Below are 22,030 nucleotides of genomic sequence, written 5' to 3'. Positions count from 1 at the left end.
GTTAGCACTCTTAAACGCTTATGTTTTAAGTTCGAGTTTATCTATTTTTTTATTAAAATCAAATAATATAATAAAAACTTAACGAGAAAGATTAATACCTTGAATATTATTTGCCAATAATATCAATTTAACGATATACCTTGGCAATTATAGTTGAAATGATAATAATATTACTGCTTCTTAATCCAATAATGATAGGGTTTTTGCTCTATTTGGCAATCAATCAATTTATGCTCCATGTGTCGGCAAAATCCAGGAATATCTCTCACGGTTGCCGGATCATCAGCAATAATATGCAAAATTTGCTCAATTTCCATATCTCGAATGGTTTTTCTTACCAGCATAATTGGTTCAGGGCAACGTAGCCCTAATGTATCAAGTTCTCGATCTATTTTCATGTTAAATCGCTGAATTAAAAAAGAGTTTATTTAAATAATGAGGCACAGCTTCATCTGCATTTGAACCAATAATTTCTAAGCTAGGTAAGCTATTTTTAAGTTCATCACTGGCATTTTGCATAATGCAGCCTTTACCTACCATCGATAACATCTCAAAATCATTCATGCCATCACCGAAGGCAATACTATCTTGTAGCGTAAAACCTAATTTATTCACTACAGCCTTTAATGCATAACCTTTAGATACTTCACTTCCCATAACTTCTAAACAGTTTAAGGTCGAAAAAGCCACATTAATTTGTGAGCCATATTTAGCTTTTAAACTATGTTTTAGCTCCACTAAATGTGAATAATGAGTAATATCACTGATAGTAAAATAAATTTTAGCAATATCTGAGGTAGCAAAATCAATTGGATCAAATAATCGATACTTAAAATTTGTTTCATTAAAAAAGCTAAGTGAATACCTATCTTCTTTATTAATTAACCAATCATCACCACGATAAATATGGGTATAAACGAGTGGATCATCCATCGCAACTTGTGCAACTTCATAAGCCACATCTTGCTCGAGACTTTTACTATAAATTAAATTACCTTTACTATCATGAACTCGGGCGCCATTAGATGTGATCATAAAAGCGTCTATTTCCATGTTTTCACGCATTTGAGCCACGTCAATATGGTGTCGACCAGTAGCAAAAACAAAATTAATATTTTCTCGTCTTAAAGCTTGCAAAATTTTCTTAGTGTAATCGGATAAAGAATGTTGCGGATTTAATAATGTACCATCAAGATCTGAGGCAACTACGTGAAACATAAAAAGCCCTTATAAAATTAAATGCTTGCCACGATTATACTCCATCATGCCTAACCATTAAAGTAAATTAAAAACGGATTAATTGTGGCGTGATAAAAATAATTAATTCACGTTTTTGCTGTTTTTTACTTTGGTACTTAAATAAATTGCCAATAATGGGCAGTTTATTGATCCCCGGTACAGCTCGAATATCTTGATGATGGGTTTGTTGAAAAATACCACCAAGTACGAGCGTTTCATTATTGCTAACCAACACTTGCGTTCTAATTTCTTGTGTATCAATAGCCAATGCTTCGCCGCCATCTGAACGCTTAATCGTTCTACCTGCTGTATTTTGCGTAATGTATAATGCTAATTCTATTTGATTATTCGCCAATACTCTTGGGGTTACTTCCAAACCTAATACCGCTTGTTTAAATTCAATCGAAGTGCCCCCACTAGTGCCGCTTGACACTTCATAGGGAATTTCAGTACCTTGTTTAATTGATGCGGTATGCTTGTTTGAAGTAAGTAGTGTTGGACTGGCAATAATTTCCAACTGATTTTCAGCTTCTAGCGCCGATAGTTCTAAATCGAGTAACTTATTTGAGCGCTTCGCTAAATTAAAACCCAATGTTGCTGCCGAGTTAGTTAAGCCTAAGTTTATATCAAATTGACTGAGTAATTGTGATGATGAGCCGGTATATCCCCATTTAATCCCTAGTTCAGATAAGCTTTCATTACTCATTGTCACTATCCGAGCTGAAATATGCACTTGCGCTACAGGTTTGTCGAGCTGTTGAGCGAGCACAGCCGCTTTATCAGTGTTGCTTTTAATGTCGTAAATAATGAGCCTATTCGATCGGTCATCGATAAAAACTTTTCCCCTTTCAGATAAGATATTTTGTTCTAATATCATAGCTCGCAACGAGTTAAGATCAGCATAATTAATGTTTAATGGTAAATAGACTAAAGGTAATGTAAATTCTTGTTCTATTTGTTCTTTACGGCGCTGCTCCAATAATCCTTTAGGATCAGGAATGGTAGTAATAACGAGGATATTATTATCAATAATATACTGTAACTTCGCATTATGCGTAATAATATTTAAAGCTCTATACCAATCAATATCAGTCAACTTAATCGTTTGCAGTGTATCTGTTTCCACCTCTGAAATAAGATTGAGTTGTCGGTGATCGGCTAGTGTTTGTAAAATAATACTGGTCGGTGCTTGGCGAAAATTCAAAGATACGAGTTCATTATCACTAAGGTTATCTATAGCATAACTATTCATCACAAAGCAGCTCACTGCTACCGATATAATCCGTTTAATTAGAGTATGAGATTGCATCACTATTTACCTACAAACTTCATATTAAAAATAACTTGGCTATGGCAGTACGATGGTAAACTAGCCTGCCATGTGATCTGTGTTGATGAGATGCTAGTAATTAACCATGGCATTAATAACGTCGGTGTGAGTAAATCGTTAATTGTTAACCAATCCTGTTGGCTAGATAGCCAAACGGTCGTGGTTTGTTGCTGCTTAGTTCGACACAGCTTAACATAACCTCGGTATTGCCATAAATTTAGTTGTACAATTAATTTATCTTTCAATTCATCGCACGACAGTACTGGTGGAAACAAAAATGGATTTTTTTCTGTTGAACGTACTATTTTTGTGCATATTAGTATTAATAAAATCATGCTCAATAGAATAACAATGTGTTTTATCATCGCTCTTTTACCTGTTGATGTTGATAAGCAAGCGATAATAAACAAGCTAAGTTACCAGCCTGCCGAGTAACTGACATGTGTATAATGGCAATATTTAGATTAAGCGCCGATAATTGATCAATGAATTGGCTAAAATTGGCGTAATCACCTTGGATCGTAAAGTGCAATTTTTCACTCTGCTGAGTAAAATCAATAAGCGTTAATTGGCTAGTTAGTATGCGCTGCGAAATAATCTTAATTAATTGGCTAGTCGAATAATCTCGATAGTTTTTATGCTGTGACTCTAACGTTGCAATATTGGTAATTAATTGTTGGTAATTAGGATAATCATTAAGTTTATTATCTAATGCTGTTATCTCATCTTGTAGAGTATGATAATTTCGTACTTCGTCTTGATAGTGCTGCTCACAAGGAATAATCAGTAAATAATAAGTTAACAGAGATAATAAAATAGAACTTATCGCTATAGCGCCATAACGAAATGAAGCTGACCGATAAAGAAACCTATCAAGGATTTCAATCATCATACTCTTGCACCAAATTCGCAGGTTTAGCATCAATAATAAATTGCAGTAAATGTTGCTGCATTTTTACCGATACAATTCGGTAGTGCTGGGTTTTATCATGCTGTTCTAATAAATTTAAAAATATCAAAATATCAGCATATAAAAAACTTTCCCCTTTAAGTTCAAGTGTCTCTTTTTGATATGATAGTGAACTGAGCCATATCCCATCGGGAATAGTTAAAGAGACTAATCCCAAATAGCTTCTCAATAAAATAAATTGCTCTTTTGATGCTATTTGCTCCGCCAGATTTGCTTGAAGTTTTAGTAAGGTATTATGTGCATTAATTAATAATGCTAATTGCTGCGTTTTTTGCTGCAACTCGTTATGAATCAGTTGATTTTGTCGTAATTGTTCATCTAAGGATGAGTAAGCATGCTCACGCCATAACCAAATGGCGATGCCATAAAGAACAAAAAAAACCATGATTACGACTAAAAAATATACTCTATTGTATTTCCGCTTGCGATCACGCCAAGGTAAAAAATTAATACCTGCTATCGTAGGTAAAAGTGCTATTTTGTCAAACTCGGTGATATCCAATTCGCTAATTGCATCATGAGTAATCATGCTTGAGGTAACGCCAATAAACCTCAGCTTTGTGTGTTCGTATAATTCAATATAGCGTTTAATCAAAATCTGTTGATAAGCATAAATGATTAGCTGCAGACTTTTAGTATTATCTGTTTTAAGTCGATAATCATAACTGAGTAATTGTTTAGTATTAAACGTTTTATATAATGAACCTTCAATATAGCGCTCAATTTCATACTTATTCAATCCAATATTAGGCAGCGCTAAATGACTTTGCATAAGCTTACCATCCGCCACAATTATACGATAAATGACCTTACTTTTTTGCTTATGCCCAATAACAGCTAAAAATTGCTGTGTTAATGTCTTTAGCTCTAAAGCAACAATGTCACTATTATTAGCGTCTATAATTGGCATGTGTTGCTTAATAATAATATTTGCTTTCCTTGACTTAATGTTAACCGCAATGCCTGTCACACCTGCCGGTTGTATAAAAAAAGTAATATAGTTCAAATGGCTATTACCCTAAATAAGCTAAATTTAAGACTATATTCAAATAAAATAATCACCCTAGCCTTAAAAAATATTACTCATGCTAAAAATATCGCAAAAAATGTTTAAATTTAAAACGAATTATCAATAATTTGCATAAAAATGAAAAAAACAGTTGACTGAAAAACAAGGATCTTTATAATGCTTTTCCACACGGTAAGGGTGATTAGCTCAGTTGGGAGAGCACCTCCCTTACAAGGAGGGGGTCACTGGTTCGAACCCGGTATCACCCACCAATTCTTACTGTGTTATTTTATCTTTGAAGCAATATTGTTCTTAGATTTAGGGTGATTAGCTCAGTTGGGAGAGCACCTCCCTTACAAGGAGGGGGTCACTGGTTCGAACCCGGTATCACCCACCATATATTATCTATTTGGGTCGTTAGCTCAGTCGGTAGAGCAGCGGACTTTTAATCCGTTGGTCGAAGGTTCGAATCCTTCACGACCCACCAAATTTCAGCGATCACCTTATGGTGATTTTTTTTATGCCTACAATTTAATAACATAACACTTGGATGAGAACCTAAGGTTCGACTAATCTGTCAGGAACAGATTAGTATGTTGCTTTAGCAACTAGCTCGCAGAGCCGAGTCACACGATGTGACGAGTCAATCCTTCACGACCCACCAAATTTCAGCGATCATCTTATGGTGATTTTTTTTATGCCTACAATTTAGTAACATAACACTTGGATGAGAACCTTAGGTTCGACTAATCTGTCAGGAACAGATTAGTATGTTGCTTTAGCAACTAGCTCGCAGAGCCGAGTCACACGATGTGACGAGTCAATCCTTCACGACCCACCAAATATCAGAGATCACCTTATGGTGATTTCAGATTGTTGACAAAGAACTCGCTTTTTAGCGAGTTTTTTGATCTAATAGTGTGGTGTGTAACTATCAAAGGTATGTCCCGATGCTTAGAAAACCGACACCAGCAACCCCTGAAAAAATAGAACAAATATCGCTCGAAGCCCTTGTTCCTCAAAACCACCTTGTCCGTAAAATTGCTAAGATTATTGATTTCGAATTTATTCGTGATGCAGTGGCGTCCCTTTATTGTAAGGATAATGGACGCCCGGCAGAAGATCCCGTCAGATTATTCAAAATTATGTTATTAGGTTATCTTTTCGGCATTCCCAGTGAGCGGCGATTGGTGCAAGAAATACAGGTTAACTTAGCTTATCGTTGGTTTTTGGGGATGGGATTAACCGAAAAAGTGATTGACGCGTCAACCCTAAGCCAAAATCGTCGACGTCGATTTAATGATAGTGACATTTATCAACAGATTTTTGATAATATTGTCGAGCAAGCTATCGCGAAAGGCTTAATTAGCGGCCGTATCTTATATTCGGATAGCACGCATCTTAAAGCCAGTGCCAATAAGGGAAAAGCATGTAATGAAAAGCGTATTATTGAGCCGAGCCAATATATTAATGAGTTAAATAAAGCAATTGAGGAAGAGCGGGCTACACATGGAAAAAAGCCTTAGCGCCAAGGACGGAAACACGGTATAAAGCAATTAAAATCAGCACCACCGACCGAGAAAGCGGTTTTATGCATCGGGAAGGCAAACCTAAAGGGTTCTTTTATCTTGACCACCGAACGGTTGATGGTAAACATAATCTAATTACCGATACGCATGTTACGGCGGGAAATGTTCATGATTCTCAACCTTATCTTGCTCGGCTCAAACGGCAGGTCACTCGGTTTAACTTTGCGCCTGTTGGTGTGGGTCTTGATGCGGGGTATTTTACCGCCCCTATTTGCCATTTATTGTTAGCTGAGCAGATATATCCCGTAATCGGTTATCGCAGACCGAATCATGGTGCGAATGCCATACGAAAACGGCAGTTTATTTATGATAGTCAACGCGATACCTATACCTGCCCCAATGGGCAATCACTGATTTATAAAACGACAAGTCGAGAAGGTTACCGTCATTATCATTCTAAAGCAGGTGTTTGCAAGCAGTGTCCGTTATTATCACAGTGTACACAAAGTAAAAATAGTCTGAAAATCATTACTCGCCATATCTGGGAAGCCGATAAAGAAAAAGCGAATGATATTCGTCTAAGTAAATGGGGTAAAAAAGTTTATGCGAGACGAAAAGAGACCGTCGAGCGAAGTTTTGCTGACGCCAAACAACATCATGGACATCGTTATGCGAGATTTAGAGGGCTTGCTAAGGTTCAAATGCAGTGTTTGTTAGCCGCAACAGCACAAAATATAAAGAAAATAGCGCTAAAGCTATTTTTATTGCTCTATTTTAGGTCACTTTTGAATGGATTTAATAAAATTTCAATTAAAAATCGTATTTATGGCTAAAATAAAAAAATAAACCCCGAATAATATCGAGGTTTGTCAACAATCTGAGATCACCTTATGGTGATTTATTTTATGCCTACAATTTAGTAACACAACACTTGGATGAGAACCTAAGGTTCGACTAATCTGTCAGGAACAGATTAGTATGTTGCTTTAGCAACTAGCTCGCAGAGCCGAGTCACACGATGTGACGAGTCAATCCTTCACGACCCACCAAATATCAGAGATCACCTTATGGTGATTTATTTTATGCCTACAATTTAGTAACACAACACTTGGATGAGAACCTAAGGTTCGACTAATCTGTCAGGAACAGATTAGTATGTTGCTTTAGCAACTAGCTCGCAGAGCCGAGTCACACGATGTGACGAGTCAATCCTTCACGACCCACCAAGTTTCAGAGATCACCTAACGGTGATTTTTTTTATACCTGTAATTTAGCATTCTCAATCAAATCAATTAATTTCAATTAAAATCATTGCACATTTGTGATATCGACAATTTTATTAGCGCATTTTTGTGATTAATAATTTGTTTTCGCACATTAGATTAAATATTGTTTGACCTATATTGTTTGCCCATCTTTAATATAATCATCATATAGATACAAGCTTAGTTTTCGCACATTTGTGCTTAAATTAAAAATACTAGGAATGATTATGCCAAACGATGAGTTAAAATTATTAATTAATATCGCGCAGCTTTATTATGAGCATAATTTGACCCAAGCTCAAATTTCGGCAAAATTAGGAATTTATCGCACAACCATTAGTCGCCTATTAAAAAAAGCGCAACAACAACAAATTGTTAAATTTACAATTAACTACAACCTTTGCCAAACTTCATTACTAGAAAAACAGCTAAAAGAATATTTTAAATTGCATGACGTGATAGTCGTTGACGCTAATACTGATGACCAGTCGGATATTTATTTACAAAAAATGGGATATGCTGGGGCTAAGTACCTGCAAAAAATTATTACTGATCACGATATTATCGGTTTTTCATGGGGAAGTTCTCTTGCTGCCGTAGCCGAACAGCTTGATAATAGCGTACACAAAGAGGCCCTTTGTCTACCAATGGTTGGCGGTCCTGCAGGAAAATTAACCAGCCAGTTTCATGTTAATACTATTGTTTATAATGTCGCCACCAAATTACATTGCCGTTCTCTATTAATGGACTTCCCCGCCATTTTGGAAGAAAAATCATTACGAGATGCAATTGTAAAATCTCAACATTATAATCAGATTGCCTCTTACTGGTATAAATTGACGATCGCAATGTTTGGGATCGGCTCGTGTAATATTGCCAATAGTTCAATATGGCATGGTTTCTATGGTGATGATGATCAAATTGAAACCCTTGAAAATAAACCAATTGCAGGAGATATTTGTTCACGCTTCTTTGATCATAAAGGCAATATCGTACAAACGAATATTTCAGATAAAATTATCAATATTACCTTAGAGCAATTAAAAATAGCTAAGTATCGTATAGGCGTAGCAGAGTCTACTGAAAAAGCCGATGCGATTATTGCCGCCATTTTAGGCGGCTATATTAATGTTCTGATTACAACCAAAGGAACAGCCGAATCGATTCTAACGCAATTAATTCCTCCTGACTAACTGACAGCAAATCAATCCTATAACTTATTATTGTATATATTTTTATCACCTTTAAATCTCGTGAGAAGGATCGTTTTATGCAAAATTTACCATCAGCCAAAATAAAATCAGTATCGTTATCAAGGGGAATTATTAATGATTAATATCATCATGTGCGGACATGGGCAATTAGCTATCGCGATGAAGGACTCAATAGCAATGATTTATGGCGATGTTGACAATATTATTGCCATTGATTTTAAAAAAGATGAAAACCGCGAAATATTAGTAAAAAAAATCGCTGATATGATTAATTTTGACCTTGATACTTTAGTTATCGTCGATTTATTTGGAGGCAGTCCCTATAACGCAGCAGCCGAACTTGCCTTTAAGTCGGAAAAAATTGAGCTAATCAGCGGTATGTCATTACCATTATGTTTAGAAATAGTTGATAACATATCAGATATGTCATTGAGTGAAATTACCGATTATTCGGTTCAAATAGGAAAGCATTGTGTACAAAAATTTAATAAAAATATCATCAAAAATGAAGAAGAGGAGGACTTTATATGATTATTAACTTTGCACGAATTGATGACCGCCTTATCCATGGCCAAGTTACAACTGTTTGGGTAAAAGAAGCGAAAGCTGAGCGAATTATTATCTGTAATGACGCCATTTATCAAGATGATTTACGTAAGACATTACTAAAACAAGCCGCTCCTCCGGGGATTAAAGTTAACGTGGTGAATATTGATAAAGCCGTTTCAGTTTATAACAACCCTAAATATCAACAAGACACGGTATTTTATCTATTTACTAACCCCGCAGATGTATTAGCGATTATTGAAAAAGGTGTACCGATAAAATCGATTAACATTGGTGGCATGGCATATCGAGAAGGTAAAACCCAAATAACCAAAGCAGTATCATTAGATAAAAATGATGTAGACGCTTTTAATCAGCTAAACGATTTAAATATTAAGCTGGATTTAAGAGTTGTTTATAGTGATCCATCAATTGATTTTATAAAAAAAATTAATGAAATCGATATTGCTTAGTCACATTAAATATTGAGGGTATGATTATGGAGATAAGTATATTACAAATAATTTTGCTATTCATTTACGCCTGTATTGCAGGTATTGGTAGTGTGCTCGATGAATTTCAAACTCACCGGCCTTTAATTGCTTGTACGATGGTCGGTTTAATATTAGGTGATGTTGAAAAAGGTGTTATTTTAGGTGGATTTCTTGAATTTATCGCGCTAGGTTGGATGAATATTGGCGCGGCACAATCGCCCGACTCAGCATTAGCCAGTATTATTTCAACTATTTTAGTTATTGTTGGAAAGCAAGACATTCCAACAGGTATCGCTATTGCTTTGCCTGTCGCTGCAGCAGGGCAAATTCTAACTGTATTTTCTCGTACCATTACTGTTTTTTTCCAGCATGCTGCAGATAGAGCGGCACTACAAGCTAAATTTCATACATTAGATTTGCTGCACGTTTCGGCGCTCTTCGTTCAAGCATTACGTGTTGCGATCCCATCGCTAATCATCGCAATTTATGTTGATGCCGCAACATTAAATTCACTGCTCAATGATATTCCAGAGGTGATAACCCGAGGGTTACAAGTAGCGGGAGGCTTTATTGTGGTAGTTGGTTATGCCATGGTCCTTAATATGATGTGGGTGAAATACCTTGTACCATTCTTTTTTGCCGGCTTTTTGGTAGGCGGCTATCTTGATTTTAGTTTGCTTGCTTTTGGCGCATTAGGGGCCATTATTGCAATTATCTATATTCAACTTAACCCTAATTATAAAAAATTACCGACCGCTGCTGTAGTCACAAATACAAATGATACCGCCTTCGATGAATTAGATGACTAGGAGTCTTATTATGAGCGAATATAAAAATAAATTAACTAAGTCAGATTTGATTAATATATTTCTACGATCTAATTTACAGCAAGCTTCCTTTAATTATGAAAGGATCCATGCGCTTGGCTTTTGTTTTGATATGGTACCCGCGATTAAACGTTTATACCAAAATAAAGACGACCAAATTGCGGCGCTAAAACGTCATCTAGTATTTTTTAATACAACGCCAGCAATATCTGGACCCGTCATCGGTGTAACTGCGGCAATGGAAGAAGCCAAAGCTAATGGTGCAGATATTGATGAGGTCACAATTAATAGTATCAAAGTCGGATTAATGGGACCTTTAGCCGGCGTCGGTGACCCATTAATTTGGGGAACACTGCGGCCTATTACTGCCGCACTTGGTGCGTCATTAGCCATCACGGGTAACATTATGGGACCGATATTGTTTTTCGTTCTCTTTAATGCCGTTCGTCTAGCATTAAAATGGTTTGGTCTACAGTATGGTTTTAATAAAGGTTTAAATATTGTTAAAGATATGGCTAATAATATTTTACAAAAACTAACAGAGGGTGCCTCTATCTTAGGGCTATTTATCATGGGCGTATTAGTCACTAAATGGACTACGATTAATACGCCGTTAATCATCTCTACAACGTTATCGCCCGATGGTTCCAAGTCAGTCACCACTTTACAAAATATTCTTAATGATCTTTGTCCTGGTTTGTTAGCATTGGGGTTAACGCTATTAATGATGAAATTGTTAAGAAAAAAAATCAGCCCTATTACGTTGATTTTTATACTGTTTGCCGTTGGAATTTTAGGCTATTGGTTAGGACTGTTAGTTTAGTTGCATTGTGAGTTAAAACGATTGTGTCTAGCGGCATATCTATAAAATAAATCGATTGAGGTTATTATGTTTACAACAGCATTACGCTTATACGGTAAAAATGATTTACGCTTAGAAAAATTCCTCTTACCTGCATTAAAAGAAGATGAAATTCTGGCAAAAGTTATTTGCGATAGCATCTGTTTTTCAACTTGGAAAGAGGTAAATCAAGGTGAAAATCATAAAAAAGTACCCAATGATATTGCGGTTAATCCCATTATTGTTGGTCATGAATTTTGTGGTGAAATAGTCAGCGTAGGTAAAAAATGGCAGCATAAATTTGAAGTAGGTAAAAAATATGTCGTACAAGCCAATTTACAACTCCCTTCCCTTGCCTGCCCTGGTTATTCATTTCCTTATATTGGTGGCGAAGCTACCTATGTCATTATTCCGAAAGAAGTATTGAATCAAAACTGCTTGCTTGCTTATAATGGCAATACTTTTTTTGAAGGTGCATTAATTGAACCATTATCTTGCGTGATCGGCGCATTTAATGCTAATTATCATTTAATTGAAGGAAGTTATAACCATAAAATGGGCATAAAACCTAATGGTAATTTAATTATTATCGGCGGAATGGGGCCAATGGGTATGCTCGCAATTGATTATGCATTACATGGACCGATTAATCCTAAGCGAATCATCGTAACAGGAAGGACACAAAATAAGATTGATTATTGCCAAAAACACTATCCATCGAATACTACTTGTGACGTTATTTATGTTAATGTTGCACAATTTACCACTCCTGATGAGCAAAAACGTTATTTGATGCAATTAGTTGATAATGAAGGTTACGACGATGTTTTTATATTTGTACCAGAAAAAGATCTAATTAGTGTTGGCTCTGGTATTTTAGCTACTGATGGCTGTTTAAACTTTTTTGCCGGTCCACAAGATAGTAAATTTGAAGCAGCAATTAATTTTTATGATATACATTATGCATTTACTCATTATGTCGGTACATCGGGAGGCAATACTGATGATATGCGGGAAGGCATTAAATTAATTGAACAGAAAAAAATTAACGTCAATAAGATAGTCACGCATATTCTAGGTTTAGATACTGCCGCCTATGTAACGGCTAATCAACCCTCGATTCCTGGCGGAAAAAAAGTAGTTTATTCCCAAAAATCATTACCATTAATTGAGTTACATAAATTAATGAGCGAAGAACAAAACCAACCATTTTATATCGAGCTAAAAAATATCTTAGTAAAAACTGAAGGGATTTGGTCAAAAGAAGCGGAAGATTATATTTTAGCCCACGCAAAAAATATCGAGTAATATCAAGAGGAAACGCTGCGAGTTTAACTATAAATAGAGCACGATTGGAATCATTGAATCGTGCTCTATTATAACAAATGAATATAAACTGTTTATTGCTCAGATTTTACCGCTTTATAAAACTCGTCTAGTTTAGACGTTACATCTTGTAGCTCTTGCTGTTTTTCGGCTAATTTTGCTTGTTGTTTTGAGATCTTTTCAACATCACCTTTTAGCTTAGCTTGTTGTAAGTCGGCTTGTTTTTCTTGAACATCTTTCAATTTATCTTGTACATTTTGTTGATATTTTTTTTCTAGCCCCTCATCTGTGCAGTAAGTATTAACATCACTTAATGCCTTTTCTAATCCTTGCACTCGATGGATGTTATTCGCTTTTTTTGCATAATCAATTTGAGTTTGTATGACAATTTTTTTCTCAGAACATTTAGAGCCATCATAATCATGACTGTTGGCTAACGCATTAAAAGATAAAACTGTGGCTAATGTAATAAAACTGACTGTAATAACTTTGTTCATAAATAGGAACCTTTATATTTTTACTAATAAACTCATTTTCTAAGTTGAATACTATCGACGCGATGATCAAAACCTTTTGTTAGTATCAAGCTAGCCCTTTCTCGTGTCGGTAAAATATTTTCGACCAAATTTAACTCGTTAATATTTTTCCAAATTTTTTCTGCCTTCATAAGCGCTTCGCTTTCTGAAATTGTCGAATAGTGATGAAAATAGGAGTTAGGATCACTAAACGCCCCAGCCCTAAACTTCAAAAATCGATTAATATACCAATCATGCAATAATGTGGTATCAGCGTCGACATAAATAGAAAAATCGACATAATCAGAGACAAATACTCGATTATTTACTGTATTAGCGCTAAGAGAGCTTTGTAATACATTTAATCCTTCAAGAATTAAAATATCGGGACTTGCTATATCAACCGTTTCGCCTTCAACAATATCGTAAACTTGATGTGAATATACTGGTGCTGACACATTTTCAACACCAGATTTGATATCAGACACAAATTTAAGTAATTTTTTTACATCATATGATTGAGGAAAACCTTTTTTATTCATAATATTGCGTTCTTCAAGCACTTTATTTGGATGCAAAAAACCATCCGTAGTAACTAAAGCAACTTTTCGATGTTCTGGCCAGCGCGTCAATAGTGCTTTTAGTACCCGTGCAGTTGTACTTTTCCCTACAGCAACGCTACCCGCTATTCCTATAATATAAGGAACTTTATAATGAGTTCCTAAAAATTTAGATAGTATCGTTTGCCGCGTAAAATTATTACTGATGTAATAATTTAATAACCGCGATAGAGGTAGATAAATTGTACTCACCTCTTCTATTGATAAATCCTCATTGATACCTTGTAATGAAAAAAGTTCTTCTTCACTTAACGTCATAGGTACGGCATTTCTTAAAGCTGCCCACTGTGTGCGATTAAATTGCATATAAGGACTTAAGTGATTATTCATAATAAAATTATCGCATCTTGATGGTTTAACGCATTTATATTTGAGTCAATTTTTACTTATCAAAGTTAATAAAGCAATAAATAAAAGTTAATATTGGTTATTAATATAACTATTATTACAATTAAAATCCAAGATATACTGCTATTTAATCTAACTTAAGTGTATAATTCATTTTATTCCAAGTGATTAATCATTATGATAATCGTCAATTATTAATAAAATATTAAGTAACCCATTTTTATGATAAAAAAGAAACCTAAGCTAAGTCGCGAAGAGATCAATGAGCAATCTAAACAGCTCAAACGCAAACGAAAACACAAAGGTTTGCCTAGTGGTTCTCGTTTTAATAATGGCGAAACGAGTTCTTCCAAGCAATTAAAAGAAGTGCACGATGCCCGTATTGGTAGCAAAAAAGCGATCCCCCTAATCGCCACTAAACCAAATAGCAAGCCTATAGTAAAAAAAGCACCAAATGCATTAAAACAAAAACCTGAAGAAGAGTTACAGCAGTTAGAAAACGATCCTTATTTGGAAAAATTACTTGATCTAATTGACGAAGGGGAAGTTCTTACTAGCAAGCAGCAGCAAGACCTTGATCGAATCTTAGACCGTATTGATGCATTAATGAAACAGCTAGGTTATGCTGATGATGATATTGAAGATGAAGACGATGATTTTGCCACCAAAGAAGATATTGTTGGTTTACTAAAAAAACGCTAATACTATGCTGATGTTAATTATGCTTAGTTTATATATTGGTTTGTTCATCTGTACACTCCTTTATTTAAAAAAATCAGGTAGAAAAAGAAACATTTTCCAAACGAGAAAAAAGCAAATATCAATTAATGAGCGACGTAAAAAAAATAGTGATGTCAAAAGAACAAAATAAATCAGGTATAATTTGGGATCAGGAGCTAATTCAAAAATATAATTACTCTGGACCTAGGTATACGTCTTATCCGACTGCATTAGAATTTAATGAACAGTTTACTGAACTTGATTTCCTCGATGCAGCCCAGCGCTATCCAAATAAGCCATTATCGCTTTATGTGCATATTCCTTTCTGCCATAAGCTTTGTTATTTTTGTGGGTGCAATAAAATTGTTACTAGGCATCACCATAAAGTCGATGTCTATTTGCATTCATTAAAACAAGAAATAATTAACCGTTCACTATTATTTAAGAATCGCACTGTTACCCAAATGCATTGGGGCGGCGGCACACCGACATTTTTAACTGATGATGAAATATCATGGCTAATGTCAAATTTGAAACAGTATTTTCACTTTGCCGATGATGCTGAGCTATCGATAGAGATAGACCCAAGAGAAATAACAACAGCAACAATTACCCATCTCTCTACCGAAGGATTTAATCGTCTTAGCATGGGGATTCAGGATTTTAATCCTGAAATTCAAAACTTGATCAATCGCCAACAAGATGAAAATCTGATTCAGGCACTAATTGAACAGGCAAAAGCTAGTCAGTTTTCTTCAATTAGCTTAGATTTAATTTACGGCTTACCAAAACAGACCGTAGATAATTTTATGCAAACACTAGCTAAAGTAATAAAACTCTCGCCCGATCGCCTGAGTGTATTTAATTACGCCCATTTACCAGCCCGTTTTGCTGCACAGCGTAAAATTAAAGATCATGATCTGCCTTCTGCTGAAGAAAAAATCAAAATTCTACAAAGCTGCATTGAGTATCTGACTCATCACGGCTACAACTATATTGGCATGGATCATTTTGCGAAACCAACTGACGAGCTTGCTATTGCCCAACAAAATGGCATCTTACATCGTAATTTTCAAGGTTATACAACGCAAGGGGATGCGGATTTATTAGGCCTTGGAGTATCTGCAATTAGTATGATTGGAGATAGCTATGCGCAAAACCAAAAAGAACTAAATCTTTATCAGGAGCAAGTTGAAAAATTGGGTAATGCTTTATGGAAAGGTTACACCATGACGCAGGACGATAAAATTCGTCGAGATGTAATTAAACAACTGATTTGCCACTTTAATTTAGATAAATCAGTGATAGAGCAGCGCTATAATATTCAATTTGATAGTTACTTTCAAGAAGATCTCGCGTTACTATCGGCGTTACAACAAGATGGCTTAGTTGATAATAGCCACGACTCTATTACTGTTTCACCAAAAGGTCGATTGTTAATTCGTAACATCTGTATGTGCTTTGATATACACATGCGCAAAATAGCCAGACAACAACAGTTTTCTCGTGTAATTTGACCCGTTTGTCACTCTGTTAATAGCCTAAATGTAATTTTAATAGAGCAATCATCTCTCTATAAAAACAAATAATCTGCACGGCGATTGGGAGAACACCGTATCACCGACATTAAAATAAAAAACCCAGCATATGCTGGGTTTTTATTGTTCTTGCGATACAAATTAACGTTTTGAGAATTGCGGACGACGACGTGCTTTGCGTAGACCCACTTTCTTACGTTCAACTTTACGAGCATCACGAGTAACAAAGCCCGCTTGACGTAGTGAAGGACGTAACGTTTCATCATATTCCATTAACGCACGAGTAATACCGTGACGGATTGCACCAGCTTGACCTGAGATTCCACCACCTTTAACAGTGATATAAAGATCAAACTTACCAACCATTTCAAGTAACTCTAATGGTTGCATTACAACCATACGAGCAGTATCACGACCAAAGTATTGCTCTAAAGTACGTTGATTAATTACAATGTTTCCGCTGCCTGGTTTAATAAAAACGCGAGCAGAAGAACTTTTTCGGCGACCTGTGCCGTAATATTGATTATCAGCCATCTGTTATCCCCTTAAATATCTAATACTTGCGGTTGTTGCGCCGCATGATTGTGCTCACTACCCGCATAAACTTTCATTTTACGGTACATTGCTCGCCCTAGAGGACCTTTCGGTAACATGCCTTTTACGGCAATTTCGATAACTTGTTCAGGATGACGTTCAATCATTTCTTTAAAAGTCGCTTCTTTTAATCCACCAATATAGCCAGTATGACGATAGTACATTTTATCAGTGCGTTTTTTACCTGTTACAGCAACTTTTTCTGCATTGATAACAATGATGTAATCACCTGTATCTACATGTGGTGTATATTCTGCTTTGTGCTTACCGCGTAAGCGGCTAGCGATTTCAGTTGCAAGACGGCCAAGTGTTTTACCTGCTGCATCTACAACATACCAGTCGCGTTTTACTGTTTCTGGCTTGGCTGAAAAAGTACCCATTTATCATTTACCCAAAATTTTAAATTAATCTCACGTTAATAAATCGATTTGATTTATTCACACTATCGTTTTTATTCAATGCTAACCAACCCCTTCGAGTAGTTATTCAATGAGCTTCAACTAAAGCAGTGTTGGGAAAAACACTGCTGTAACGTGGGTTCGGTTATTATACAGAAATAAAATAAAATCGCTAGCCACTATAATAAATATTATTCAGTTTATTGCTTACTATTTATCGGCAGGAAAAACGACCCCCGTTTGCTGCCTAATCTCAGTTAATAACTGTGATGCAGTTAGCGAATTATTTAAACCATCATGGTCAATCTGCCGTTGCTTAATTAATTGAGCAAACTTCAATGCTTCATAGTACATTTGGTTATCATTTTGTGCCAAGGTGATATTTGTTAATTCACCTTCGCGCGGCTGATAGCAGACTTTTCCGCCGACCGAGAGATTATCTATAATTAACGCGCCGTCTTCTCCTTGAATTTCACTTGGTAAATAAGAGTTACTCACTTTCGAATGCCACACGATCACATCAAAATCATCATAGCACATTAAGACGGTTCCATGCGCATCAACTCCTGATGGCAGTAGTACTGCATTGGCGCTTATTTTGTTAGGAGCCCCCCATAGAGCAACAGCAAAATTTAATGGATATGTACCAATATCCATAATCGAACCATTAGAAAAAGCAGGGTTAAATGTATTAGGATTTTCACCAGCAAGGTAACGAGGATAACGAGAAGAATACTGACAATAATTAAGGAAAACCTTACGAATTTTGCCAAGTTTTGGTAAGTACTGCTTAACAAGCTCAAAATTGGGTAGATAATAAGTTTTTAGCGCTTCCAAAATAACTTGGCTATGCTGTTTTGCAATACTAATAAGTTCCTTGGTCAGCTTAATATTAGAGGTTAACGGTTTTTCACAAATCACGTCTTTACCATTTTCTAGCATCAACTTAGCTTGCTCAAAATGTAACGAATTTGGGCTAGCAATATAAATAGCGTCAATATCCTTACTTTTCGCTAACTGCTCAAGATCAGTAAATACTGTTGTCAGAGCATATTTTTGAGCAAAAGACTTCGCACTTTCTTCATGGCGTGAATAGACTGCCGATAATTGAAATTGCTCTGTTTGTAATGCCGCCTCAATAAACTTATCTGTGATCCAATTAGTCCCAACTACAGCCAGCTTAATCATGTTTGTCTCCTTAAAAAGCAAAAGGTCACTATGACCTTTTATTTTAATCAGTCAAAAAGAATTTTAATGATGGGTTCTCTGTTTCGTTATGGTAATCGTAGTTTAGCTCTCTCATATGAGATTCAAATGCTTGATTGTCGGGCGAAATTTCAAATCCAGCTAATACTCGCCCATAATCCGTGCCATGACTACGGTAATGAAAAAGTGAGATATTCCAATTAGCGCCGAGCGTTTGTAAAAACTTTAATAGTGCACCTTGTGATTCAGGAAATTCAAAGCTATACACTTGTTCTTTTATCGCTTTACACGGTTTGCCACCGATCATATAACGAATATGCAGTTTCGCCATTTCATCATCAGATAAATCAGAAATTTGATAACCACCTGCTGTTAATTCTCGAATAATTTCTTCTTTTTCTATCTCACCATTGGTAGTGCGTACACCGACAAAAATACACGCATTTTTATCATCATGATAACGATAGTTAAATTCTGTTACCGTTCTGCCCCCAAGCAATTGACAGAATTTTAAAAAACTACCTTTTTGCTCTGGAATAGTAATAGCAAACAGTGCTTCTTTTTTTTCACCAATTTCACAGCGCTCTGACACATAACGTAATGTGTGAAAATTAAGATTGGCACCAGATAGTATATGAGCTAAATTCTCACCTTGAATATTATGCTGTTCAACATATTTTTTTAATCCTGCCAGCGCCAAAGCGCCAGACGGTTCTGCTACAGCCCTAACATCATCAAATAAGTCTTTAACAGCAGCACAAATTTCATCACTATCAACAATCACAATATCATCAATATATTGTTGGCAAAGACGAAATGTTTCATCACCAATACGTTTAACCGCAACACCTTCAGCAAATAGGCCGACTCTTTTTAAATCAACTGGATGACCCGCATCTAAGGCGGCTTTTAAACACGCCGAATCAGCAGCTTCAACGGCAATAATTTTTATTGATGGCATAATTTGTTTTATTAGTACCGCAATACCCGCCGCAAGTCCGCCACCACCAACCGGTACAAAAATACGATCAAGTTTAGCATTTTGCTGTAATAGCTCCATCGCAATACTACCCTGGCCAGCAATAACTAATGGGTGATCAAATGGCGGAATAAACGTTAGTTGTTGTTCTTCAGCTAATTCAATTGCTTTATTTTTTGCTTCATCAAAATTAGCGCCATAAAGTAAGACTTGCCCGCCAAACCCTTTCACACCTTCAATTTTTATATCTGGTGTAGTAAGCGGCATGACAATTAATGACTTAACGCCAAGCTTAGTTGCTGATAACGCAACGCCTTGGGCATGATTACCCGCTGACGCAGCAATTACACCACATTTTTTTTGCTCCTCACTCAGGCTTGCAATCATGGCTTGCGCACCACGTATTTTAAAACTATGCACAACTTGTCGATCTTCTCGCTTCACAAAAACTTTATTATTAAGCCTTTGTGATATTTTTTCCATCTCTTCAAGCGGAGTAACTTCTGCAACGTCATAAACGGCAGAACACAATGATGCTTTTAAGTATTCAGCTCCGCTTAGTTTTTTTTCTGCGGTCGTATTCACTTTAGCCACCTAATTTAGTTTTATCACGTACAGCACCTTTATCTGCGCTCGTTGCTAAACTTGCATAAGCTTTTAGGGCATATGAGACTTGGCGTTGACGGTTTGCTGGTGTCCATGCCTTATCGCCCCTCGCAACTTGAGCCACTCGGCGAATTTCAAGCTCCTCTTGTGAAACATCAAGTGCTAATTTACGATTTGGAATATCAATATCGATAATATCACCATTTTTAACTAAACCGATAATACCACCATTCGCCGCCTCTGGCGAAATATGACCAATCGATAACCCTGACGATCCCCCCGAGAAACGGCCATCAGTGATCAGGGCGCATTTTTTACCTAAACCCATTGATTTTAAATAGCTTGTAGGATAAAGCATCTCTTGCATGCCCGGTCCGCCTTTCGGCCCTTCGTAGATAATTACGACCACATCACCCGCCACAATTTTACCGCCTAAAATCGCATCAACCGCATCTTCTTGGCTTTCAAAAACTTTGGCGGGTCCCTTAAATACTAAATTTTCAGCGGCCACTCCTGCCGTTTTAACAATGGCACCATCAAGCGCGATATTACCGTACAAGGTCGCAAGTCCACCATCTTGACTATAAGCGTGCGCTTTATCACGGATACAGCCATTTTGGCGATCATCATCGAGTGTGTCCCAATAGCAATCTTGAGAAAAAGCCTTGGTGGTACGAATTCCTGCTGGGCCACTGCGATACATGGTTTTAACATTTTCATCTTGGCACTGCATAATGTCATATTTTGCAAAAGTCTGCTCAAGATCAAGGCCTAAGACATTTTTTACGTTACGGTTTAATAATCCAGCACGATCAAGCTCCGCCATGATACCAATGACCCCTCCCGCTCGATGAACATCTTCCATGTGATAAAGCTGCGTACTCGGTGCTACTTTACATAAATGGGGCACTTTACGAGATAAACGATCAATATCTGACATGGTAAAGTCAATTTCGCCTTCTTGTGCGGTTGCGAGTAAATGAAGAACTGTGTTGGTTGAGCCTCCCATTGCAATATCAAGCGACATAGCATTTTCATAAGCGGCTTTACTGGCAATAGCTCTTGGTAAAATAGATTCATCGTTTTGTTCGTAATAACGCTTGGTGATTGTCACAATATGTTTTGCGGCATCAAGAAACAGTTTTTCACGCTGTTTATGCGTTGCAACTAATGAACCATTTCCTGGCAACGCTAGTCCTAGTGCCTCCGCTAAGCAGTTCATCGAATTAGCCGTAAACATACCTGAACATGAGCCACATGTTGGGCAAGCCGACTCTTCTATTTGTTGGCTAACACTATCTGGAACGGTTGGATCAGCACTTTGAATCATCGCATCAATTAAATCGAGTTTAATAATTTGATCAGATAATTTGGTTTTACCGGCTTCCATTGGCCCACCAGAAACAAAAATAACCGGAATATTAATTCGTAATGCTGCCATTAGCATTCCTGGCGTAATTTTATCGCAGTTAGAAATACAAATCATCGCATCGGCGCAGTGCGCGTTAACCATATATTCAACTGAGTCAGCAATAAGTTCTCGCGAAGGCAGTGAATATAACATGCCACCATGCCCCATCGCGATCCCATCATCAACTGCAATGGTATTAAACTCTTTTGCAATCCCCCCTGCCGCTTCAATTTCTTTTGCAACTAATTGACCAATATCTTTTAAATGCACATGCCCTGGTACAAATTGGGTAAATGAATTGACCACCGCAATAATTGGCTTACCAAAATCTTCATTTTTTACGCCGGTAGCGCGCCATAATGCGCGTGCACCGGCCATATTACGACCTTCGACTGATGTTGCTGAACGATACTTTGGCATAAAATGCTCCCAATTCTTTTTTTTAATTTCTTAAATAAGTATATACGTAATTTCTTTAGCGTTGCCGTTTTGAGACAACGTTAAT

At 36.5% G+C, this 22,030-nt stretch carries 22 protein-coding genes and 3 tRNA genes; 12 read left to right on the top strand and 13 right to left on the bottom strand.

Annotated elements, in window-relative coordinates; translation table 11 throughout:
• Positions 1–170: 170 nt before the first annotated feature.
• From tusA to RHO12_11340, 6 genes are all read right to left on the bottom strand, one after another.
• Complete coding sequence (gene tusA, locus RHO12_11365) at positions 171–398, bottom strand: sulfurtransferase TusA (GenBank protein ID WVD65950.1); 228 nt, start codon at positions 396–398, stop codon at positions 171–173.
• A 1-nt stretch (position 399) separates the two neighbouring features.
• A complete protein-coding gene (locus RHO12_11360; GenBank protein WVD65949.1) occupies positions 400–1,218 on the bottom strand; it encodes a Cof-type HAD-IIB family hydrolase in 819 nt (272 codons plus the stop codon).
• Between the two features lie 67 nt (positions 1,219–1,285).
• A complete protein-coding gene (locus tag RHO12_11355; protein WVD65948.1) occupies positions 1,286–2,548 on the bottom strand; it encodes a hypothetical protein in 1,263 nt (420 codons plus the stop codon).
• Positions 2,549–2,550: 2 nt separating this feature from the next.
• Positions 2,551–2,934: a hypothetical protein gene (locus RHO12_11350; protein ID WVD65947.1), complete on the bottom strand. Its 384-nt coding sequence runs from the start codon at positions 2,932–2,934 to the stop codon at positions 2,551–2,553.
• Positions 2,931–3,461 (bottom strand): hypothetical protein, encoded by a 531-nt coding sequence (locus tag RHO12_11345; protein ID WVD65946.1) that lies wholly within the window; start codon positions 3,459–3,461, stop codon positions 2,931–2,933. The genes RHO12_11350 and RHO12_11345 overlap by 4 nt, the downstream gene beginning before the upstream one ends.
• Entirely contained in the window at positions 3,451–4,545 is a 1,095-nt protein-coding gene (locus RHO12_11340; GenBank protein ID WVD65945.1) for a PilN domain-containing protein, read from the bottom strand. The genes RHO12_11345 and RHO12_11340 overlap by 11 nt, the downstream gene beginning before the upstream one ends.
• A gap of 199 nt (positions 4,546–4,744) precedes the next feature.
• Here RHO12_11340 and RHO12_11335 point away from each other — a divergent pair.
• The 10 genes from RHO12_11335 (at position 4,745) to RHO12_11290 (ending at position 12,572) form a co-directional block, all read left to right on the top strand.
• Positions 4,745–4,820: transfer RNA gene (locus RHO12_11335), tRNA-Val, on the top strand.
• 49 nt (positions 4,821–4,869) lie between these two features.
• A tRNA-Val gene (locus tag RHO12_11330) sits at positions 4,870–4,945 on the top strand.
• 14 nt (positions 4,946–4,959) lie between these two features.
• Positions 4,960–5,035: transfer RNA gene (locus RHO12_11325), tRNA-Lys, on the top strand.
• A gap of 463 nt (positions 5,036–5,498) precedes the next feature.
• A protein-coding gene (locus RHO12_11320) for an IS1182 family transposase (GenBank protein ID WVD65944.1) occupies positions 5,499–6,910 on the top strand; the annotation gives its coding sequence in 2 pieces (ribosomal slippage) (positions 5,499–6,072 and positions 6,072–6,910; 1,413 coding nt in all).
• Positions 6,911–7,569: 659 nt separating this feature from the next.
• A complete protein-coding gene (locus RHO12_11315; GenBank protein WVD65943.1) occupies positions 7,570–8,535 on the top strand; it encodes a sugar-binding transcriptional regulator in 966 nt (321 codons plus the stop codon).
• Positions 8,536–8,670: 135 nt separating this feature from the next.
• Positions 8,671–9,087, top strand: a complete 417-nt coding sequence (locus tag RHO12_11310; protein ID WVD65942.1) for a mannose/fructose/sorbose PTS transporter subunit IIA — start codon at positions 8,671–8,673, stop codon at positions 9,085–9,087.
• Positions 9,084–9,575, top strand: a complete 492-nt coding sequence (locus RHO12_11305; GenBank protein WVD65941.1) for a mannose/fructose/sorbose PTS transporter subunit IIB — start codon at positions 9,084–9,086, stop codon at positions 9,573–9,575. Before RHO12_11310 ends, RHO12_11305 begins: the two co-directional genes overlap by 4 nt.
• Before the next feature lie 26 nt (positions 9,576–9,601).
• Positions 9,602–10,405 carry a PTS mannose/fructose/sorbose transporter subunit IIC gene (locus tag RHO12_11300; GenBank protein ID WVD65940.1) on the top strand — a complete coding sequence of 268 codons (804 nt, stop codon included), beginning with the start codon at positions 9,602–9,604 and terminating at the stop codon, positions 10,403–10,405.
• A gap of 10 nt (positions 10,406–10,415) precedes the next feature.
• Positions 10,416–11,246, top strand: a complete 831-nt coding sequence (locus RHO12_11295) for a PTS system mannose/fructose/sorbose family transporter subunit IID (GenBank protein ID WVD65939.1) — start codon at positions 10,416–10,418, stop codon at positions 11,244–11,246.
• A 66-nt stretch (positions 11,247–11,312) separates the two neighbouring features.
• On the top strand, positions 11,313–12,572 hold the full coding sequence (locus RHO12_11290; protein ID WVD65938.1) for a zinc-binding dehydrogenase: 1,260 nt from the start codon (positions 11,313–11,315) through the stop codon (positions 12,570–12,572).
• Between the two features lie 92 nt (positions 12,573–12,664).
• On the opposite strand, the gene RHO12_11285 is transcribed toward RHO12_11290, so the two are convergent.
• Together RHO12_11285 and coaA are read right to left on the bottom strand one after the other, a co-directional pair.
• Positions 12,665–13,087 carry a DUF1090 domain-containing protein gene (locus tag RHO12_11285; GenBank protein WVD65937.1) on the bottom strand — a complete coding sequence of 141 codons (423 nt, stop codon included), beginning with the start codon at positions 13,085–13,087 and terminating at the stop codon, positions 12,665–12,667.
• Between the two features lie 32 nt (positions 13,088–13,119).
• Complete coding sequence (coaA, locus tag RHO12_11280) at positions 13,120–14,055, bottom strand: type I pantothenate kinase (protein ID WVD65936.1); 936 nt, start codon at positions 14,053–14,055, stop codon at positions 13,120–13,122.
• 240 nt (positions 14,056–14,295) lie between these two features.
• On the opposite strand from coaA, the gene yihI reads away from it, so the two are divergent.
• Both yihI and hemN read left to right on the top strand, forming a co-directional pair.
• The gene (gene yihI, locus RHO12_11275; GenBank protein ID WVD65935.1) at positions 14,296–14,775 is read left to right on the top strand and encodes a Der GTPase-activating protein YihI; all 480 of its coding nucleotides are present in this window, start codon (positions 14,296–14,298) and stop codon (positions 14,773–14,775) included.
• Positions 14,776–14,900: 125 nt separating this feature from the next.
• The gene (hemN, locus tag RHO12_11270; GenBank protein ID WVD65934.1) at positions 14,901–16,310 is read left to right on the top strand and encodes an oxygen-independent coproporphyrinogen III oxidase; all 1,410 of its coding nucleotides are present in this window, start codon (positions 14,901–14,903) and stop codon (positions 16,308–16,310) included.
• 162 nt (positions 16,311–16,472) lie between these two features.
• On the opposite strand, the gene rpsI is transcribed toward hemN, so the two are convergent.
• The 5 genes from rpsI to ilvD all read right to left on the bottom strand — a co-directional run bounded on the left by rpsI (position 16,473) and on the right by ilvD (position 21,945).
• Positions 16,473–16,865, bottom strand: coding sequence for a 30S ribosomal protein S9 (gene rpsI / locus RHO12_11265; GenBank protein ID WVD65933.1), 393 nt, complete (start codon positions 16,863–16,865; stop codon positions 16,473–16,475).
• Between the two features lie 11 nt (positions 16,866–16,876).
• On the bottom strand, positions 16,877–17,305 hold the full coding sequence (gene rplM / locus RHO12_11260; GenBank protein WVD65932.1) for a 50S ribosomal protein L13: 429 nt from the start codon (positions 17,303–17,305) through the stop codon (positions 16,877–16,879).
• 228 nt (positions 17,306–17,533) lie between these two features.
• On the bottom strand, positions 17,534–18,511 hold the full coding sequence (locus RHO12_11255) for a Gfo/Idh/MocA family oxidoreductase (GenBank protein ID WVD65931.1): 978 nt from the start codon (positions 18,509–18,511) through the stop codon (positions 17,534–17,536).
• Positions 18,512–18,554: 43 nt separating this feature from the next.
• Positions 18,555–20,093 (bottom strand): threonine ammonia-lyase, biosynthetic, encoded by a 1,539-nt coding sequence (ilvA, locus tag RHO12_11250; protein ID WVD65930.1) that lies wholly within the window; start codon positions 20,091–20,093, stop codon positions 18,555–18,557.
• A gap of 1 nt (position 20,094) precedes the next feature.
• Positions 20,095–21,945, bottom strand: coding sequence for a dihydroxy-acid dehydratase (ilvD, locus tag RHO12_11245; GenBank protein ID WVD65929.1), 1,851 nt, complete (start codon positions 21,943–21,945; stop codon positions 20,095–20,097).
• Positions 21,946–22,030 lie beyond the last annotated feature (85 nt).

The sequence above is a fragment of the Orbaceae bacterium lpD02 genome (assembly GCA_036251875.1).
GTDB lineage: Bacteria > Pseudomonadota > Gammaproteobacteria > Enterobacterales > Orbaceae > Orbus > Orbus sturtevantii.
This window is presented reverse-complemented; position numbering and strand designations above follow the sequence as displayed.

What these genes read in the sequence shown, in the direction of transcription:
- tusA (WVD65950.1), bottom strand. Translation starts at nt 398, where the DNA reads ATGAAAATAGATCGAGAACTTGATACATTAGGGCTACGTTGCCCTGAA.
- RHO12_11360 (WVD65949.1), bottom strand. Translation starts at nt 1,218, where the DNA reads ATGTTTCACGTAGTTGCCTCAGATCTTGATGGTACATTATTAAATCCG.
- RHO12_11355 (WVD65948.1), bottom strand. Translation starts at nt 2,548, where the DNA reads ATGCAATCTCATACTCTAATTAAACGGATTATATCGGTAGCAGTGAGC.
- RHO12_11350 (WVD65947.1), bottom strand. Translation starts at nt 2,934, where the DNA reads ATGATAAAACACATTGTTATTCTATTGAGCATGATTTTATTAATACTA.
- RHO12_11345 (WVD65946.1), bottom strand. Translation starts at nt 3,461, where the DNA reads ATGATGATTGAAATCCTTGATAGGTTTCTTTATCGGTCAGCTTCATTT.
- RHO12_11315 (WVD65943.1), top strand. Translation starts at nt 7,570, where the DNA reads ATGCCAAACGATGAGTTAAAATTATTAATTAATATCGCGCAGCTTTAT.
- RHO12_11310 (WVD65942.1), top strand. Translation starts at nt 8,671, where the DNA reads ATGATTAATATCATCATGTGCGGACATGGGCAATTAGCTATCGCGATG.
- RHO12_11305 (WVD65941.1), top strand. Translation starts at nt 9,084, where the DNA reads ATGATTATTAACTTTGCACGAATTGATGACCGCCTTATCCATGGCCAA.
- RHO12_11300 (WVD65940.1), top strand. Translation starts at nt 9,602, where the DNA reads ATGGAGATAAGTATATTACAAATAATTTTGCTATTCATTTACGCCTGT.
- RHO12_11295 (WVD65939.1), top strand. Translation starts at nt 10,416, where the DNA reads ATGAGCGAATATAAAAATAAATTAACTAAGTCAGATTTGATTAATATA.
- RHO12_11290 (WVD65938.1), top strand. Translation starts at nt 11,313, where the DNA reads ATGTTTACAACAGCATTACGCTTATACGGTAAAAATGATTTACGCTTA.
- RHO12_11285 (WVD65937.1), bottom strand. Translation starts at nt 13,087, where the DNA reads ATGAACAAAGTTATTACAGTCAGTTTTATTACATTAGCCACAGTTTTA.
- coaA (WVD65936.1), bottom strand. Translation starts at nt 14,055, where the DNA reads ATGAATAATCACTTAAGTCCTTATATGCAATTTAATCGCACACAGTGG.
- yihI (WVD65935.1), top strand. Translation starts at nt 14,296, where the DNA reads ATGATAAAAAAGAAACCTAAGCTAAGTCGCGAAGAGATCAATGAGCAA.
- hemN (WVD65934.1), top strand. Translation starts at nt 14,901, where the DNA reads ATGAGCGACGTAAAAAAAATAGTGATGTCAAAAGAACAAAATAAATCA.
- rpsI (WVD65933.1), bottom strand. Translation starts at nt 16,865, where the DNA reads ATGGCTGATAATCAATATTACGGCACAGGTCGCCGAAAAAGTTCTTCT.
- rplM (WVD65932.1), bottom strand. Translation starts at nt 17,305, where the DNA reads ATGGGTACTTTTTCAGCCAAGCCAGAAACAGTAAAACGCGACTGGTAT.
- RHO12_11255 (WVD65931.1), bottom strand. Translation starts at nt 18,511, where the DNA reads ATGATTAAGCTGGCTGTAGTTGGGACTAATTGGATCACAGATAAGTTT.
- ilvD (WVD65929.1), bottom strand. Translation starts at nt 21,945, where the DNA reads ATGCCAAAGTATCGTTCAGCAACATCAGTCGAAGGTCGTAATATGGCC.